The sequence below is a fragment of the Sporosarcina psychrophila genome (genome assembly GCF_001590685.1).
In the GTDB taxonomy this organism is placed as follows: domain Bacteria; phylum Bacillota; class Bacilli; order Bacillales_A; family Planococcaceae; genus Sporosarcina; species Sporosarcina psychrophila.
The window spans coordinates 427,364-445,338 of record NZ_CP014616.1 but is presented as its reverse complement, the minus strand read 5'-3'; the positions used below and the strand labels follow the sequence as shown (position 1 = coordinate 445,338).

The following is a 17,975-nucleotide window of genomic DNA, read 5'->3' as shown; positions in this document are numbered from 1 at the left end:
AGATATGAAGAATTTCTTAAGATGTTGGAGGTGGATGCTGGATATATGATTGGTCTGGCAGGGGTTATGATCGATCGGAGGCTTTTATGATCGGTCGTGCGAGGGTTATGATCGGGTGGCGGTTTTTATGATTGGTCGTGCGAGGGTTATGATCGGTTAGGGAGTTTTATGATTGGTCGTGCAAGGTTATGATCGGGTGGAGGCTTTTATGATCGGTCGTGCTAGGATTATAATCGGTTGCAGGCTTTTATGATTGGTCGTGCGAGGGTTATGATCGGGTGGAGGCTTTTATGATCGGTCGTGCGAGGGTTATGATTGTTTCCTTATTTTACGCTCGCTGAGGGGGCCAACAACATAAAAAAAGCCCCGACGCACTACTGCGTCGGGACTCTCCTCTAGTTAGATATTATTCAGCTTCGTCAGCTGCAACTTCTTTTCTTGCAATCACTTGTTGAGTGGGTTGCTTCGTATTTGTTGCTTTTATCTCATTTGTCAGCTGGTCAATACTTGGGCGGATATTGCCTTTGCCCGTGTAGTTTTCAAGCATTTCCTTAACGTCGATGCCCGATGATGCTTTCAAGGATTCTTGCAATGTTGCCATTAAGTTAGTCGCATACGACGTTACTTTATTGGCTCCGCCGCCTTCACCACTACCCGTGTCAACAACAGTAATTTTATCAATATTCGCAAGCGGGCTTGCAATTTGTTTCGCATATTCAGGAATCATTTTAACAATCATATCAAGCATGGCAGCTTGGCCGTACTGTTCGAATGCTTCCGCAATTTTACGTTTCGCTTCTGCTTCTGCAAGACCTTTTAGACGAATAATGTCAGCTTCAGATTCCCCTTGCGCGCGCATCGAATCGGCTTTCGCCTGCCCGTCGAGACGAACTTTTTCTGCATCCGCAAACGCACGTGCTTCAATGCGGTACTTTTCAGCATCAGCTTCCGTAATTTGTTTCGATTTTTGAGCTTCTGCATTTTGTTCGATTGCATAGCGATCCGCGTCAGCTTTTTTCTTAACTTCAGAATCATATTGCTTCTCACGACGCAGAATCTCTTTCTCTTCAAGTTCAATCTGTTTTTGACGTTCAATGATTTGAATTTGCATTTCCTGTTCCATAACTTCCTGTTTCGAGACGGCCGTTTGAAGTTCGTAAGCTTGGTCGGCACGTGCTTTTGCAACATCCTGATCACGACGGTAATCCGCAACCTTCAATTGATTCTCTTTTTCAGCTTCCGCAATTTCAGTCGCACGTTCAATTTCCGCTTTTTGTGCTTCTTTAGATGCTTCCGCATTTTTAATACGCGTTTCTTTTTCTGCTTCAACTGTTGCGATATCCGCATCACGCTTCACTTGTGCGATACGTGGTTTCCCGAGTGAATCGAGATAGCCATTTTTATCGCGCACATCTTTAATTGTAAATGAAACGATGATGAGTCCCATTTTGGAAAGATCCTGTGAAGCAACACGTTGCACTTCCTGAGAAAACATATCGCGATTTTTGTAAATTTCTTCTACTGTCATTGAACCAAGAATCGAGCGCAAATGACCTTCCAATACTTCTTTTGCTTCATTTTCACGGTCAGCTTTTGATTTCCCTAAAAATTGTTCAGCAGCTGTTGCAATCTCTATGATTGAGCCACCAATTTTAATAATTGCTGTTCCATCTGCCATAACAGGAACGCCTTGCTCCGTGTACACTTCCGGCGTTGTAACCTCAAGCTTACTTGACAAAAGGCTAAGCGGTGCCGCTTGTTGGAACACTGGCAACAGGAACGTCCCGCCGCCGCGGATGATTTTAATACGATTTCCCGAATCATCCTTATGTACATTTTTAGAGCCAAGATAACTTCCTGTCACGATTAGTGCTTCATCTGGCCCGACTGTGCGGTACTTTGTGATGAAGACGAGAACCAGCGCCAGTAAAACAAACGCGACGACTCCAATTGCAATCCAAATTTCCATCTGTTTTTCCCCCTTTTTTATTTGAAGCGGAATGGTTCATACTCTTTAACGATGAATGTTCCATCTCTCACTTCAATAATCAATACTTCTTTTCCGTACTCAATTGCTGTGTTTTCGTACCCTACCGCCCTCTTAGAAATCATGCCATTTACCGATTCGATAACAATTTCACCGAATCCATCAACAGGGACAGGTACAATCACTTTTCCAACCCTACCCATCAGCGACTCATCCGTATACGCGAGGGACACTTCAGCCGATTTCAGTGGAAGAAGGACAAATAAGTACAATAGAAGATCGAGTACAAAAGCAGTAACAAGTGCAATTACCAAAATGATTCCGCTGCCCCATGTTGTAACAAGTTCTAATATATAACCGCCAGCCGCTACAAATGTTATGAATGCAAGTATCACCGCCGGATCCAAGAAAGGACTAGCATCGCCGATTCCTTCCGCCATGTCACTAAATAAGATATAAAGTAACGTTGCAAGGCCTGCAACAATTAGCCCAACCATATAGACTTGCACAATTGGCATCCCAAACAGTTCCATTTCAACACCCCACTTTCACCTTTTTTGTCTCACCTATATATACGTCCCATCATCCCGAAAGTTTCAATTTACTGAAAATTTTTCACAAATTTATTCCATATCAATTAAACCGTTTTTCCTGGCAACGTGAATTGCCTCTGTCCGACTTTTTACTTGCAACTTTTGAAAGATGTCCGAGAAGTAGTTTCTTACTGTTCCCTCCGACAAAAATAACTGCTTGCTGATTTCTTTATTCGCCAAACCTTTTGATGCCAGCATAAGAAGCTCTTGCTCCCGCTCGGATAACTGATCTTTTTCTGTAAATAGTGAAAAGGCCAGTTCTGGATCGACAACTCGCTGACCCGCGGCTACTATGCGAATTGCTTCGGCAAGTGCACTACTCGGTCCGTCTTTCAATAAGAAACCTTTTACGCCTGCATTCACTGAACGCTGTAGATAACCAGTTCGGCCAAACGTCGTCAACATGATGATCGCCACACCGGGGTATTTCTCCACTAATCTTTCTGAAGCTTCCAAGCCGTTCATAATCGGCATTTCAATATCTAAAATACAGACATCAGGCAGTAATCGCTCGACTGCTTCAATCGCTTCCAAGCCATTTGCTGCCTCACCGATGATTTCTAAGTCCTCTTCTATAGAAAGAAGTGCTATTAAAGCCCCCCTCACCATCGCCTGATCTTCTGCAATTACGACGCGTATCACGAGACGACACCCACCTTTTCAATACTTTTCGGTAGCGGAATGAATAACTGAACGACTGTCCCTTCTTTACCGCTTTTCCATCCAATCGTTCCATTAATAAGCCCAATCCGGTTTTGCAGGCCTGTCATACCATGATTTGGAACCGCTTCATCGATACCTTTTCCGTTATCAGCGACTTCAATTAATACACCTTCCACTGAACGTGCAATGTTAATTTGACACCATGATGCAGCGCTATGTTTAACGACATTGGTCACAAGTTCCCGAATTGCCATCACAGCAATCTTTTCATACCCACGATTAATGGAATGGATTTCTCCGTTTACTTCAGAATTGATTCCTGCACTGTGTAAATGTTGCCGGCTGGCAGTCAATTCATCGACAAGCGTGCCTGTATCAAGGTCTTCCACAAGCTCCCGCATCTGTGTTAATGTTTCGCGCGAGATTGTAATCACTTCCCGTAACTCCCCCGCAGCTCTTTCTGTGTCTGAAACGAGTAGCTTCTCGGCAAGCTCAGTTTTCAATGTAATCATCGACAGCTTTTGTCCAAGTGTATCATGCAAATCACGCCCGATTCGCTGGCGTTCTTGCTGCTTCACCAATTCATCAATCCGACTATGTGCTTTCTCCAATTCTCGCTGGGATTCATTCCATTTTCGTCTTGATGAAATCATATAAGCATTAAAGATGGCGAGCAGAATAGGTACAAGCGACATGGATGTTTGCACTATATTTAAGTCCTTAGCCACGCCATAGACAATCCCAACCACTATATAGACGCCGACAGCCGCGATGCGCTTGCGTCCGGACAATAACGAAATCATATTTGAAGAGAAGGCACTCAGCCAGAAAAAAACCGGTCCGAACATATACACCCAAAAACCAATAATAATCGCTTGCACTATGACGAACACTAGATAGCTGTTACGCCAATAGGACTGGCGATAGACGAATAAAAAGGGAGCAAGCAGAAGGATTGAAAACATACGCTCCATGCCCTCTAAAAAGAACGCCCCTATGAGCGGAAACAACATGTAGATTAAAATAGTATACGGTTCCCTACCTAAACCTTCGGGAAAAACTGCAAATCTCCTGCTCATTAATTCGCCGCCCTTCTATTTATATATCCTCCAACCCAGTAAACCCCTATAAATAGCATCGAATAAAAGATAAGTCCACCCATTTGACCAATCAAGGGATAACCTCCACCCAGTAAACGGAAGGCACCCGCTATCGCGATTGCTCCTGGAGACCCGCTTGCAATAGGTTGCACCCAGCCCGGAAACTGTTCAATCGGAATCCACGTCCCTGCAGAAAACATCACAAATATCCACGTAAAGTTTGCAATACCAGAAACAGTACCCTGTTTCCCAAATGAACTGATGGCCACACCCAACGTCATGAACACCGCGGACACACCGATAAACCATACCGCAATCATACACCATTGCCCTACACTGCCTGGGAGCCCGTGAATCGTCTGAACAAAAACGATTAAGATCACAACCGTGATACTATTCAATAAGAGCTGTGCCATCAGTTTCGCACCTGAAACGACTAATTCGGAAACCGGCAATGCCTTCATAGATGTACGCCAAGGTCTGCTGTTGTCGTATGCAAGTCCAATAGCAAATGTCGTGACAGCTCCCGACAACAAACTGAAGACAAGCATTGCGATAAGTAGATATGCATAGTGCTCTGGTTCATTCGAAAGCGAAAAGATTAGGTAGTAGACGATGGGAAGAACGATGGCATAAATGACAAAATAGCGGTTTCTTAGCATGCGCAACACTTCAATTTTTGTCAACAATAAAAAGGGCTTAGTCATTGCACAACCCCTTCCTTCAACAATACAATTCGATGTGCAAGAACTTCTCTTTCTTCCCTGGAATGTGTAATCAGTAAAACGGCAAGCCCTTCATCAACAGCAAGCTTTAGTTGTTGATAGAAATGTTTTTTCATTTCCTCGTCCATTCCCGCAGTTGGTTCATCCGCAATCAGCACGAGTGGTCTACCTGCCATCGACAATGCAAATGACAGCCGCTTACGCTCACCGCCTGATAATTCATGTGTCTTTTTAAGGAGCATATCTTGCAATAATCCAAGACGGACAAGCTCGTTGAATGAGTAAGGACTTCTATAGAAGGATTGAAATAAACAAAGCATCTCCTTGACCTTCACATTATCCATGAATTCGGCGTGTTGGAACATGAAGCCTATTTCCGATTTCATTTTCCTTCCTAGTGGTTTCCCTGCCAGTAGAATTCTCCCGCTTAAAGGATGGACGATTCCTGCTATAACGGATACGATTGTTGATTTCCCCGCTCCATTTGCTCCACATAGCGCAACTACTTCCCCAGATGCAATTTCCAAGTTAATATCTCTTAACACGTTTTTCCGTTTAAACTCCACAAAAAGATTAATAATTCCCAACATACTCTCACCTCTTACGTTAACTTTACTGATAAAGAGGGTATTCTGTGGAGTACATTGAGTCATTTTTCCTTCATGACAATTGTCACTTTTTCTATACAGATTTGATTTTTGTGAATCCTTTGTAGGGTCTTTGTAAAGATTGTGTAAAGTTTGTGCAGATATCGTCGAAATTTGTAGGTATCTCAAATTGTTTTTGATATGATGGGATTGTTAAAAAATTATTTCCCATACTGGGACGGAGGTACAACAATGTTCAGCTCACGTAAACCTGACCCTTTTTTCATAGCATTATTAACCATTGCTGAAAATGTGCAAGAAGCGGTTCATTATGCCAACGACTTTAAAGTGGTGACAGTTGCCGACTTGAAAGAAGTAAGCATTAAACTTAAAAATTACGAGACGGAAGGTGACACGCTCATCCACGATCTCATTACTAAGCTTAACAAGTCGTTCATGACACCAATTGAGCGGGAAGATATCATGAATTTGGCCATTAAGATGGATGATGTTCTTGATGGTATTGAACATTTTGCAGCACATCTTGAAATGTTCTCTCTTACTGAAATTGATGAGTATGTACAGAAATTCATGGAAAACATTGTGAAAAGTACCGACGAAATCGTTAAAGCGATGAAATTGCTTGCGAGGAAAAAACTTGAAGCGATGCACGATCACGCAGTACTTATTAAAGATTACGAACGAGTTTGTGATGAAGTTTTCCGTACATCGGTCAAACAACTCTTCATTAATGAAAAGGATCCAATTCGCATTATCCAATTCAAAGACATATATGAACAGCTTGAAGATGTCGCCGATTATTGCCAAGATGTTGCCAACACAATCGAATCAATTATTATGCGTAACGCATAAGGGGGAGCCAAATGGATACAATACTTCTCCTTACCATACTAGTCGTTGTTTTCGCACTCGCTTTTGATTTCATCAACGGATTTCATGACACGGCGAATGCCATCGCAACATCCGTTTCGACTCGTGCACTGAAACCGAGAACCGCTATTATGATGGCAGCTGTCATGAACTTCGTCGGCGCTCTCGCTTTTACAGGAGTCGCAAAAACGATTTCAAAAGACATTGTCGATCCATTCGTTCTCGAAAACGGTTCGCTTGTCATCTTAGCGGCACTTATATCAGCAATTGCGTGGAATCTGATTACCTGGTATTTCGGAATCCCATCCAGTTCATCCCATGCTTTAATCGGTTCAATCGCTGGCGCGGCTATTTCAGCAGCAGGTTTCGGCATTTTAAATTACAGCGGTTTCCTAAAAATATTACAAGCGCTTCTTATTTCTCCGTTCATTGCACTTGCAGGCGGCTTCCTTGTAATGTCGATATTCAAAGTGACCTTGAAGAACAAGAATTTATTTAAGGCAAATAAACGAATTCGTTATATGCAAATCGGAACAGCAGCGCTTCAATCGTTTACACACGGTACAAATGATGCGCAAAAAGCCATGGGTATAATTACAATGGCATTGATTGCAGCAGAATTGCAGACGTCGGACGATATTCAGCTTTGGGTCCGGATTGCTGCCGCGACAGCGATGGGGATCGGAACATCAATCGGTGGCTATAAAATCATTAAGACTGTCGGCGGCAAGATTATGAAAATCCGTCCAGTGAACGGCATAGCAGCTGATTTGTCATCTGCTATGATTATTTTTGGAGCGACACTTATCCATTTACCGGTTAGTACAACACACGTCATTTCTTCCGCAATCATGGGTGTAGGTTCAGCTCAACGTGTAAAAGGTGTCAATTGGGGAGTCGCTAGAACGATTGTCACGACATGGATTATTACTTTACCAATTTCAGCAACAATCGCTGCGATTGTCTATCAGATCCTTAACTTGTTTTTTTAATTCAAACATTTCTCTTGCAATGTGCTAATATCCCTGTTATGATAAAGAAGAATTATTTTTGTTCGGCATGATGGTCTCGAATAAATCTTGACCGCTTCAAGACTTGAGCAAGGATAGTAATACAATGTATGCACAAAGCATACGAGGAGGAAACACACATGGAACAAGGTAAAGTGAAATGGTTTAACGCAGAAAAAGGATTTGGCTTCATCGAACGCGAAGACGGAGACGATGTATTCGTACACTTCTCAGCTATTCAAGGAGAAGGCTTCAAGTCTCTTGAAGAAGGCCAAGATGTAACGTTTGAAATCGAGCAAGGCCAACGCGGTCTTCAAGCTACAAACGTAAACAAAAACTAATTTGAATTAACCATTCAAAAGCCATTTCCTTCGGGGAATGGCTTTTTTCTTTGTCCAAAATTAATTGTGGTGACTACTAAGTACTTATAATAAACTGAGCATTGGAGCCTTACTAGGGGTATCAGAAACCCTAAGACTGGAGGGTAGCATCCCCTAGCGAATTCAATGTAATTCTTATTTCAACCTATATACGATGAACTTCCCTCCAGGATGCAACCTATTATTACCTACATAGACTCGTTTAGTAACCGCTTGCGGATTTTCACTCATGCTAGATTCCCTAACCTGTGCCGCCTCCTTCGATAAAAGACATTCCCATCATTTTCCGTTATTATAGAAGAATAGAGTCAATCTATACACAGGAAGGAATGATTGTATGCGTACACTTGCGCGTTTTGTAACAAGCGCACATAAATATATTATCTTTGCATGGATTGCAATCTTCGTCATATTGACGCTATTCGCGATTAAGTTGCCCGGACTTTTAGAAGGTGACGGCTTCCAAACAGATGGCGAACATGCCGCAGTCATGGATATTGTGTCTGATGAATTCGATATGCCGGCAGAAACCATGTTCCTCGTTTTCGATAATGTACCAGATGAAAAAATAGCATCTACACTCACTAACGTAGATAAACTTAAGGTCGCTTCAGAAATTGTGTCACCGCTAGACATCGATACACAGTATAAAAACACTACTTCCTATGCACTTCTTCATTTTGATAACGCGGAGAAAGATATGTCTGTTGTCGTCACGGATATCCGAGAGGCTGTCGGTAATGAAAAAGGAATCACACTTACAGGTGCTTCCGCTATTTCAAAGGACATTAACACTGCTAGCCAACGTGACTTAATGACAGCAGAGGCAATCGGGTTACCGATTGCAATTATTATACTTCTTTTCGCTTTCGGAACTGTCGTCGCTTCATTCGTACCATTAATTATTGGTATTGTAACTGTCGTATCCTCGTTCGGTGTATTGGCCATTCTTGGCGGGAAAATGGACCTGTCCATTTTTGTCTTGAATATCATCCCAATGCTGGGACTTGCGCTTAGTATAGACTTCGCTTTGTTGTTCATCAGCCGTTATCGTGAAGAACGCAAAAAGAGCGACATGCATGAAGCTATCTCCACTACGATTCGAACAGCAGGAAGATCCGTCATCTTTTCCGCTTTCTGTGTGTTCATCGGACTTGGCGCAATGATGCTTATACAGGTCGACATTTTCCAAAACATTGCAATCGGCGGTATGATTGTCGTAGCAATGGCTGTCCTGGCATCTATAACCTTGTTACCTTCCGTACTTATTGCGCTTGGCGACCGGATTGACAAATGGCAGCTATTGAAAGAAAAATCAGCTGAAGCAAACGGTTGGCGCAAATTTGCCAACGCAGTTATTAAGCGTCCCGTTATGATAACAATTGTTGCGTTTATCCTACTCGGTATCGCAATAATTCCAGTGAAAAATATGGATTTAACAATTCCAGCAATTGATTCATTGCCAAAGTCGTATGATACGCGCCAAGCTTTTGAATTGATTGATAAAGAGTTTGGGCTGGCTGACCAAGCCGCTGTCTATGTCATTGCAGAACGTGCGGACGGCTGGGTGGATGAAAAAGGTCTCCAGTCCATGAAAGAACTTGAAAAAGAACTTTCAAACGATCCGCTTGTAGATAAAGTAACGACAATTTTTACTGCAAGTGACATCGATTCCGTCGAACAATGGGAGCAAGCGATGTTGGCGCCTGAAATCGCCGCCGGACTCTCCCCTCTTATTGAAACATTTGTGAAAGACGACAAGCTGATGATTCCTGTGACACTTAGAGCTAATGGCAGTTCAGATGCCGCACAAGATTGGGCGCGCGACTGGTCCGACAAGCAAACGGAGTGGAACTTATCCATCGGCGGACAACCAAAGTTCAATCAGGAAATCTTCGATGAAATACTGGATAAGATTTTGTACGTTCTGTTGGTTATCCTTGTCTCGACGTTTTTCATCCTAATGATTGCTTTTAAATCTATTTTAATACCGATTAAAGCAATTTTGATGAACATCGTCGGATTGGCTGCCACATTCGGTATTCTCGTCTATATTTTCCAGTATGGTCATTTCGGATTGGAAGCAGGCACAATTGCGCTTATCATCCCTGTCATCGTCTTTAGTCTTGTCTTTGGACTAAGTATGGACTACGAAGTGTTCCTCATCTCAAGGATGCAGGAAGAGTATGCGAAGACATTGGATAATGACCACTCAACTGTTGAAGGTCTTGCAACAACAAGTAAGATCATCACGTCTGCGGCACTGATCATGATCGTTCTGACAGGGGCATTCGCCTTTACGGACGTTATGCCAGTGAAGCAGATCGGTGTCGGCATCGCGATAGCAGTCGCCATTGACGCAACGATTATTCGCCTACTGCTCGTTCCAAGCTTAATGAAACTGTTCGGCAAATGGAACTGGTGGTTACCGTTTAGAAAAGGGCCCTATAAGCTAGGAAATTGGCATTAAGAAAAGCGGAAGCAGTCGTCTAGATGCGATAGGCATAAGACGGATCGGCGAAGCGGTGCACTTTACCGCATAGCCGGTTCGACTTATGACCCGAGCATCTGACCACTGGAGCTAGACACCGACTCAGTGGAAAAAACGTATACATTTTAGCTTTAGAAAAAGCACACCAAGGATTAATCCCTGGTGTGCTTTTTCAATTAGCGATAATCAACTTCTTCTATCAATTCAACAACCGTCACAATCGATGCCATCCCATTTTCCATATTATTGACTGTTGCCTTCATCGTGAAATAAACAGCAATAATACTTAATAACGTAATTAGCACAAGGCCGATGACAAGGTTTTTACCTTTCACTGCGCATCATCCTCGTCTTCAACTCTGACGAATTCCTCTTCAATCAAATAGACGTCCGCTTCGTTATAATCACCGAAACTTTCTTCAAGATTCAAGCCGTGATACAAATTCCAGAAGCCTTGCTCTTCCATAAGGATTAGCTCTTCACCTTCATTGTTCACAAACTTTTGTACAATAGCCTGCGGTTCAGGTGCTCCTTCAGATAAAGCCTTGATAGAATCTGCAATAATTTTCCGTAGTTCCTCTTCTGAAGCTTCACGGATATTGACGAGACCACGTTCATCCGTATCATAACCAGGAATTCCCGCTACATAGATAAAACCGTTACCGTTCGGGTGAAGATGCTGAACGACGACTGTTTTTTCATATAAGCTTTCTTCATAATGATAGTTGACCCGTTTCATTGACACATCTTTACGTGTAAGTTCGGGAATTGTTTCGATAATCTGTTGTTTCTCTTCAAATGTCAACATATATGTTCACTCTTTTCCACTCTGATTTCGTTTAAGTATACCATTATTCTTCTTTCACGGATAATCCAAGCACACGTGCGAAGCCAATTGCCTGATCTTTTGACACAATACAGCCTGCAATTTTCGGGAGCGTGACTTCAATCCGGTCATATGTACTATCAGACAAGTCAACACCATTCAAGTCCGTTTCAGTGAAGTTAATATTATCCAGCTTACACAACTTAAATTGCACGTTATTAAATGAGCTTTCATAAATATCGCCATCTGTTAAATTACACTCAGCGAATTCAACTTCCTTCATGCTAGAGAAGCTGAAGTTAATATAGCGCCCATCACATTCCTTGATTAACGTATGCCCCACTTTCGCATTCGCAAAGTCCGCACCCGTCAGTTTCGAATTAACGATTTCACACCTGTGGAACATGGCACTTTGAAAATTAACATTGGATAAATCGCACGTATCAAACACTACATCAACAAATTCTGCTCCCGCTAAATCACTTCCCGCAAACGATACATCTTTAAAGATCACGTCATCGAAAGTCAGTCTTTCACCTTCCGCACCTGTCATATGACCTCCGTCAATGCGGACTTTTTCAATGTATCCTTCATTATCGAGAATCGCTTCCACTTGCATAGCCTTATGAGTAACAGACAACTTCGGTTTCTGTCGTTTACTAACCTTTTTTTTAGTCATAAATGAATCCCCCTTTAGCGCGTCTTCCATTCCATAATAATAATAAATAGTATAACTACCGCAATCGCGAGAATATAAAACCAGCTTGGAACACTGCTAATTCCACCAAACATCTTCCTCGCCCCTTTCTTTACTCAACCCTCTTCACACCTGAAATGACGGTGAAGTCGATTGTAATGTTCTGTATATCCATTCCTAGCGCTTCTTCAATCTTTTCCTCACTCGCGCCCCACGTGAGCGGAGTCATGCGGATAAGCGGTGCAAGAAGCCCCGACGATAACGGGAATACATACGTAATCCGTTCCGTTGTGACAGCGTCATAGTGTTGCGCAAAGCGCGCAACGGGATCCGTATCGCCTGTGCGCTCTTCATCATCATAAAAAACAGCTCGTAACTCCTTTAGATAACCGCTTTCCGGTACTGCTTTCACAAACAATCCATCTGGTTTTAGAAGACGCGTAAACTCTGCGTAATTTGCCGGCGATAAAATATTTAATATAACATCGAATTGGCTTTCTTGGAACGGGCAATTCGCCAGGTCCGCGACACTCCAAATTGAACCTGGATACTCTTTCGCCGCCGCAGTAATCCCCTCTTTTGCAAGATCAATGCCTATTCCAGTTGTTTTACCAGGCAGCTGTGAAAGAATTGCCGACAAGTGCGTGCCTTCCCCGCAACCCGCGTCCAGAATGAAGGCCTGTTCCCGCCCTTCTAGATGCTCATGAACTTTATGTGTAATAAATTCCAGAACCTGATTGAAAAACCCACTGCTCATTACCGTTTTTCTTGCTTCAAATAGCGATTTATCATACTTCGTCACATGTGCCTGCGGTGCTAAATTGACATAGCCATTTTTTGATAAATCGAATGAGTGATTGTCTGCGCAAACGAGCCGCGACTTGTCCTCCATGACCATTCCAGATGCGCAGATTGGACATCTAAATAAATGCGAGTTGCTTTCCATCACTTGTGCATTGAATATTTTTTTTGATATAGTCATACGTTGAAAACCCCGTTCATCATTTGTTCTATTAGTATACAGCTTTTCGACGAGTACTGGAAATGGAGCGAACCCAGTTTATTACCGTCACCATAAATACCTTCATACTGTATTCAACTAGTCCCATGGGGTTACAATAGCAGGTAGGAGGCGATTCCATGAAACGATTATTCCTTTTCATCCTTTTCATTGCTGCACTTTATTTCACAAAACCGTACTGGGAAGAACCAGTCTCACAATATGTCGACATCTCTTTTCTAGAACCTGTCGATGAAAAAATCGATACTCTTTTGACAAAGGAATCCCTCGACACAACAATCCGTTCCATCAGCAACACCATAGATAAAGCACTATCTTACCTAACTTCAAAGACAACTGAAACCGAAGAATCTATCCCTGTTGCAGAAAAACCAGTGTTGGATAAACCCTTGAAAACCCAGGTCTCAATCCACAATATCGAACTTGGTAGCCCACAAGAAAACGTGACAGCTGAACTTGGGGAACCAAAAAATCAATCCATGAACGAATACGGTACCGAATGGTTCACTTATCATGATGGCTATCAAAACTTCGTCATGGTTTCGTTCGATGATAAACAGATAGTGAACGCCATTTATACAAATGACGACCTCATTTCATCAACTGCTGGCATCAAATACGGTTCTTTAAAATCAACGGTGCGCGAAACATTCGGCGAACCGATTAAAGAAATTCGAAAAGGGTTGAACATTTACATGCTACAGGAAAGTGAAGGTTTTGACGTCTTCAAATCAGGCGATACCTACACTTATGTTTTTTATGATTTACATCAAAATGACAAAGTTACAGCCATCCAGCTAATTAACGATTCATTGGAAAAGAAAAAAACCGGCATCTATGCCGGCGGTGATGCAAACTTACGAAACGGGTTCGAACAACAACTTTTCGACTTAACGAATGCAGCGCGCGTCCGTCACGGGCTTTCCATCCTAAAATGGGAGTCAAACGTAGCTGTTACAGCGCGCAAACACAGTGCGGATATGGCAGATAATGATTATTTTAGCCACGAAAACAAGCAAGGGAAATCCCCATTCGATCGAATGAAAGATGACGGCGTCAGTTTCCGGGGTGCAGGTGAAAATCTTGCATATGGCCAATCAAGCAGTATTTTCGCGCATGAAGGCCTTATGAATTCCGAGGGACATCGTGAAAATATTTTGCTAGATACTTACAGCCACCTGGGTACGGGCGTTTCGTTCAATGATAAATTGCAGCCTTATTATACAGAGAACTTTTTGCTAAAATAAGCTCCATTTAGGATTAATGGGTCATATTCAAGGAATTGGATAGACTATTAAGCATAATGGAGGGGATTTATCAATGAAAGCTGTTACATTCCAAGGTGCAAAAGATATTAAAGTAAAAAAAGTGGATGACCCAAAAATTGAAAAGCATGATGACATTGTCGTCAAGGTAACTTCTACTGCCATTTGCGGATCAGATTTGCACATCTATTTGGGCGCTATACCGACGCATAAGGACTATGTCATCGGCCATGAACCGATGGGTATTGTCGAAGAAGTCGGGCCCAATGTGACGAAAGTAAAAAAAGGGGATCGCGTCGTAATCCCGTTCAATTTGGCATGCGGGCATTGTTTTTATTGTGACCATGAAATGGAAAGTCAATGCGACAATTCGAATCCGAATCCCCATGTGGACACGGGCGGTTATCTTGGATTCACCGAACGCTACGGCAATTACCCAGGCGGACAAGCCGAGTATTTACGTGTTCCTTATGGCAACTTTACACCGTTTGTCATCCCTGAAACATGTGAGCTCCCTGATGAAGCCCTTCTTTTCACGTCGGACGTCCTGCCGACAGCTTATTGGAGCGTAGAAAATGCGGGTGTTAAAAAAGGTGATACGGTCGCTGTCCTCGGATGCGGGCCAGTCGGTCTTATGGTTCAGAAGTTTGCTTGGATGAAAGGCGCTAAACGTGTGTTGGCAATCGATCACGTTCCATACCGCCTAAACCATGCTGTTAAAATGAATAAAGTGGAAGCACTGAACTTCGAAAAATTCGACGATATAGGCAGCCACATTAAAGAGATGACCAGCGGCGGGGTCGACATAGTCATTGATTGTGTCGGAATGGACGGTAAAAAGAACATGCTTGAGAAAGCTGGACAGAAATTGAAGCTGCAAGGCGGAACATTAAGCGCTATTGATATCGCTTATAAATCCGTTCGAAAGTTTGGGACCATCCAGCTAACAGGCGTTTATGGTTCCCTTTACAATATGTTCCCTCTCGGCAATCTTTTCGAACGCAATATTACGCTAAAAATGGGACAAGCGCCTGTCATTCATTACATGCCGATGCTTTTCGATAAAATCACGAAAGGCGAATTCGACCCGACAGAAATCATTTCCCACGTGGTCCCACTTGAAGAAGCTGCTACCGCTTATCAGCGTTTTCACGATCATGAAGATGAGTGTATTAAAGTCATATTGAAGCCTTGAATGAAAAACCGGTGGATGCACATCTTAGTGATGTATCCGCCGGTTTTTTGTGGTCTAAAGTATACTTTTCATGACTATCCCTTACTTCTTTTTAATAACCGCACAGGCAATTCGATCACCTGAGTTACCCGATGGATCCGTTTTGTAGTCATCTACTTTTTCATGAATAACAAGCGAACTGCCGTCAGCATCAAGAAGTGAGTTCTTAACGTCTGGCTTTAGCGTAACTAATGCAGTCGTCACTTCAGCAGTGACCTTACCATCTGCATCGACTTCGAGGTTCGGTAGATCACCTAAATGAAACCCTTTTGGATTATCAAACCCGTGTTCTTTATGTCCCGGATTGAAATGGTCTCCTGCAGATTTAAAATCAGGTGGTGTACACACAGCCATTTCGTGAATATGAACGCCATGTTTGCCTGGCGACAATCCTTCAGCCTGGATATTGATTGTCACACCGTCGATTCCTTCAACAAAGTTGGCTTCACCAATTTTATCCCCTTTCGTGTTCAAAATCGGTGACATCACCGACTGGACGCTTTCTCCAGTGACTGGTAATTTCACTCCATTCTTTCCACACCCACCAGCAATCAATAGCGCAGACAACATAATGGATAGTACAATTTTTTGTTTCAATATAATTCCTCCTCACTATCTCTTTACTAAGGAGGATGGCTTTAATTCATTTTAATATGTATGGAAAGTAGAATTATTTTCCTATCTAAGTTGAAATAATGATTCCCTTCAATTACGCTTCAGCGCTTAGGGAGTGCCTTCACTCCCTTTTTACACGTATTCATATGTTCAATTATCTATATCTTATAGTTTCTTCTGCGATTGCTTAAACACAGATCGGGTTAACACACCAGGAAACTAATTCCATATCACTTCGTCTTACCTTTGACAGAAAGGGTGGAAATCGCATGTCTTTCTTGACAATTACAATGTCTTTAGCTGATTTGCAAAGTTATTTGAATAAAATTGATGAATTGTTAATCATCGGATTGCTATCAAGTATTGTCTTTATTTGGAGAAGTAAAAAGCTTGGAATAGCTCAGTATTTACTTTACATCATCTCAGTTATGTCGATAGGTGTTGCTGGCTATACTGGAATTCTTGGTGGAATCCTAGCCGATGAATTAAATTTGGGTGGAACCATCGTTCGTGAACTAATCGTTATTTCACTAGGTATCTTCACTATATTTTATACACTTGAAAAATCGGCAAATGATACAAACAAGTAAAAAAACCGCTACCAATTCCAGTTTACGTCGAATTGGCGGCGGTTTATCTCTTTTATTTAATTAACTTTAAAACAGTTCCTTCGCTAATAAACGATAAACATCCAAGCGTTTCTTTTGCGAATGAGGAATGCTGCAAATCATGGCTTCATCAAATCCGTAATGCTCCTGCTCTGTTTGTAACAGCGTCGCAATCTCTTTAGCTGTTCCCACTAAATGCAGTTTACGATTTTCTTTAATGGTCATACGATCCATTTCCGTCAACGGATAATCTTGGGCCTCTTCAGGTGTTAAGGATTGCCCGAGGTGACCTTTCATTAGCATTAAACGGGCAATGTCCTGAGGTACAGCTTCGAATTCAGCCTCTTCTTTTGTTTCAGCTACCGTTACCATATAGGACACATTGATTTCCGGTTTTTCCAAGAACGCCGAGGGTTGGAAATTCTTTTTATATGCATCTAAAATCTCTTTAGTCATACCGCCGTTGAAGAACTGCGCAAACGAATAGCCTACACCCATCCGACCTGCCTGGATTGCGCTGTTGCCGCTCGAACCAAGCAACCATGCTTCCGGTAAAACGATAGTAGAAGGGGTTGCGATTGTTTTGTTGTACAAATTGTCTTCCGGCACTTCATCGTTAATCAATTGGAGTGCCGTCTCAAATTTCTCATACATATCATTGACCATCGGTTTGCGGCCTTCTGATAATGCATAAATGGCTTGGTTATCCCCGCCCGGCGCGCGACCGACACCAAAGTCAATTCGACCAGGAGAAAATGCACTCAATGTTTTAAACACTTCAGCTAGTTTCAATGGCGAATAATGCATCATCATTACACCGCCTGTACCAATACGAATGTTTTTCGTTTTGGCAGCCAAGTGAGCTGCTGTTACTTCGGGTGCTGAACTTGCAAATGATTTTGTTCCATGATGTTCAGCCATCCACATCCGATGATAGCCTAATTCATCTGCCAAGATAGCCAGTTCTTCTGCTTTTTTCAAAGCACCTGGGGCAGTATTTCCACTAGTAACAGGTGCTTGATCTAGTATACTTAATCTCATATGTTTAACGTCCCTTCTCTTGGCGAAGCTTCTCAGGTGTGACATCTTCCCCAAGTGGGTCAATCACAGTTATACCTGAAACAGTGTTCAGAACTTGCCCACGAATTTCTCGTAAGTAGTCTTGCTGCAATACTGTTTGTTCAACCATTTCGGCATTTGTCAAACCTTCTTCACGTTGTTTTTTTGCTAGCTCATTAATGCGGTCTAAGTCTTTAATCATTTTTTCTCCCTCTTCCCCTAT

General features: G+C 42.5%; 20 protein-coding genes. 7 read left to right on the top strand and 13 right to left on the bottom strand.

Going from position 1 to position 17,975, the window contains the following annotated elements:
• Positions 1 to 406: 406 nt before the first annotated feature.
• The 6 genes from AZE41_RS02140 to AZE41_RS02115 all read right to left on the bottom strand — a co-directional run bounded on the left by AZE41_RS02140 (position 407) and on the right by AZE41_RS02115 (position 5,658).
• Entirely contained in the window at positions 407 to 1,969 is a 1,563-nt protein-coding gene (locus AZE41_RS02140; RefSeq protein WP_067205083.1) for a flotillin lipid rafts scaffold protein FloT, read from the bottom strand.
• 17 nt (positions 1,970 to 1,986) lie between these two features.
• A complete protein-coding gene (locus AZE41_RS02135) occupies positions 1,987 to 2,520 on the bottom strand; it encodes an NfeD family membrane protein (RefSeq protein WP_067205081.1) in 534 nt (177 codons plus the stop codon).
• Between the two features lie 90 nt (positions 2,521 to 2,610).
• A complete protein-coding gene (locus AZE41_RS02130; protein WP_067205079.1) occupies positions 2,611 to 3,222 on the bottom strand; it encodes a response regulator transcription factor in 612 nt (203 codons plus the stop codon).
• Positions 3,219 to 4,322, bottom strand: a complete 1,104-nt coding sequence (locus AZE41_RS02125) for a sensor histidine kinase (protein WP_067205077.1) — start codon at positions 4,320 to 4,322, stop codon at positions 3,219 to 3,221. The genes AZE41_RS02130 and AZE41_RS02125 overlap by 4 nt, the downstream gene beginning before the upstream one ends.
• Complete coding sequence (locus AZE41_RS02120) at positions 4,322 to 5,050, bottom strand: ABC transporter permease (RefSeq protein WP_067205073.1); 729 nt, start codon at positions 5,048 to 5,050, stop codon at positions 4,322 to 4,324. The genes AZE41_RS02125 and AZE41_RS02120 overlap by 1 nt, the downstream gene beginning before the upstream one ends.
• Complete coding sequence (locus tag AZE41_RS02115; protein ID WP_067205071.1) at positions 5,047 to 5,658, bottom strand: ATP-binding cassette domain-containing protein; 612 nt, start codon at positions 5,656 to 5,658, stop codon at positions 5,047 to 5,049. Before AZE41_RS02115 ends, AZE41_RS02120 begins: the two co-directional genes overlap by 4 nt.
• A gap of 249 nt (positions 5,659 to 5,907) precedes the next feature.
• Between AZE41_RS02115 and AZE41_RS02110 the strand changes: the two genes are divergently transcribed.
• The 4 genes from AZE41_RS02110 to AZE41_RS02095 all read left to right on the top strand — a co-directional run bounded on the left by AZE41_RS02110 (position 5,908) and on the right by AZE41_RS02095 (position 10,406).
• A complete protein-coding gene (locus AZE41_RS02110) occupies positions 5,908 to 6,528 on the top strand; it encodes a DUF47 domain-containing protein (RefSeq protein WP_067205068.1) in 621 nt (206 codons plus the stop codon).
• Positions 6,529 to 6,539: 11 nt separating this feature from the next.
• Entirely contained in the window at positions 6,540 to 7,538 is a 999-nt protein-coding gene (locus AZE41_RS02105; RefSeq protein WP_067205066.1) for an inorganic phosphate transporter, read from the top strand.
• A gap of 158 nt (positions 7,539 to 7,696) precedes the next feature.
• Positions 7,697 to 7,897 carry a cold-shock protein gene (locus AZE41_RS02100; RefSeq protein ID WP_067205063.1) on the top strand — a complete coding sequence of 67 codons (201 nt, stop codon included), beginning with the start codon at positions 7,697 to 7,699 and terminating at the stop codon, positions 7,895 to 7,897.
• A gap of 376 nt (positions 7,898 to 8,273) precedes the next feature.
• Positions 8,274 to 10,406: an MMPL family transporter gene (locus AZE41_RS02095; RefSeq protein ID WP_067205060.1), complete on the top strand. Its 2,133-nt coding sequence runs from the start codon at positions 8,274 to 8,276 to the stop codon at positions 10,404 to 10,406.
• Positions 10,407 to 10,603: 197 nt separating this feature from the next.
• Here AZE41_RS02095 and AZE41_RS22475 read toward each other — a convergent pair whose 3' ends face one another.
• The 4 genes from AZE41_RS22475 to AZE41_RS02080 form a co-directional block, all read right to left on the bottom strand.
• Positions 10,604 to 10,762: a hypothetical protein gene (locus tag AZE41_RS22475; protein WP_156475938.1), complete on the bottom strand. Its 159-nt coding sequence runs from the start codon at positions 10,760 to 10,762 to the stop codon at positions 10,604 to 10,606.
• The gene (locus AZE41_RS02090; protein WP_067205058.1) at positions 10,759 to 11,235 is read right to left on the bottom strand and encodes a polysaccharide deacetylase family protein; all 477 of its coding nucleotides are present in this window, start codon (positions 11,233 to 11,235) and stop codon (positions 10,759 to 10,761) included. The genes AZE41_RS22475 and AZE41_RS02090 overlap by 4 nt, the downstream gene beginning before the upstream one ends.
• 43 nt (positions 11,236 to 11,278) lie before the next feature.
• Complete coding sequence (locus AZE41_RS02085; RefSeq protein ID WP_067205055.1) at positions 11,279 to 11,932, bottom strand: pentapeptide repeat-containing protein; 654 nt, start codon at positions 11,930 to 11,932, stop codon at positions 11,279 to 11,281.
• A gap of 130 nt (positions 11,933 to 12,062) precedes the next feature.
• Positions 12,063 to 12,932, bottom strand: coding sequence for a putative RNA methyltransferase (locus tag AZE41_RS02080; protein WP_067205052.1), 870 nt, complete (start codon positions 12,930 to 12,932; stop codon positions 12,063 to 12,065).
• A 158-nt stretch (positions 12,933 to 13,090) separates the two neighbouring features.
• On the opposite strand from AZE41_RS02080, the gene AZE41_RS02075 reads away from it, so the two are divergent.
• Both AZE41_RS02075 and AZE41_RS02070 read left to right on the top strand, forming a co-directional pair.
• Positions 13,091 to 14,218, top strand: coding sequence for a CAP domain-containing protein (locus tag AZE41_RS02075; RefSeq protein ID WP_067205050.1), 1,128 nt, complete (start codon positions 13,091 to 13,093; stop codon positions 14,216 to 14,218).
• Positions 14,219 to 14,291: 73 nt separating this feature from the next.
• Positions 14,292 to 15,431, top strand: coding sequence for a zinc-dependent alcohol dehydrogenase (locus tag AZE41_RS02070; RefSeq protein WP_067205048.1), 1,140 nt, complete (start codon positions 14,292 to 14,294; stop codon positions 15,429 to 15,431).
• Positions 15,432 to 15,512: 81 nt separating this feature from the next.
• Here AZE41_RS02070 and AZE41_RS02065 read toward each other — a convergent pair whose 3' ends face one another.
• Entirely contained in the window at positions 15,513 to 16,040 is a 528-nt protein-coding gene (locus AZE41_RS02065) for a superoxide dismutase family protein (protein ID WP_067213806.1), read from the bottom strand.
• Between the two features lie 314 nt (positions 16,041 to 16,354).
• Between AZE41_RS02065 and AZE41_RS02060 the strand changes: the two genes are divergently transcribed.
• The gene (locus AZE41_RS02060) at positions 16,355 to 16,675 is read left to right on the top strand and encodes a hypothetical protein (protein ID WP_067205045.1); all 321 of its coding nucleotides are present in this window, start codon (positions 16,355 to 16,357) and stop codon (positions 16,673 to 16,675) included.
• Between the two features lie 66 nt (positions 16,676 to 16,741).
• Here AZE41_RS02060 and AZE41_RS02055 read toward each other — a convergent pair whose 3' ends face one another.
• Positions 16,742 to 17,734: an LLM class flavin-dependent oxidoreductase gene (locus AZE41_RS02055; protein ID WP_067205042.1), complete on the bottom strand. Its 993-nt coding sequence runs from the start codon at positions 17,732 to 17,734 to the stop codon at positions 16,742 to 16,744.
• Between the two features lie 4 nt (positions 17,735 to 17,738).
• Positions 17,739 to 17,954, bottom strand: a complete 216-nt coding sequence (locus AZE41_RS02050) for a DUF896 domain-containing protein (protein ID WP_067205039.1) — start codon at positions 17,952 to 17,954, stop codon at positions 17,739 to 17,741.
• Positions 17,955 to 17,975: the final 21 nt, after the last annotated feature.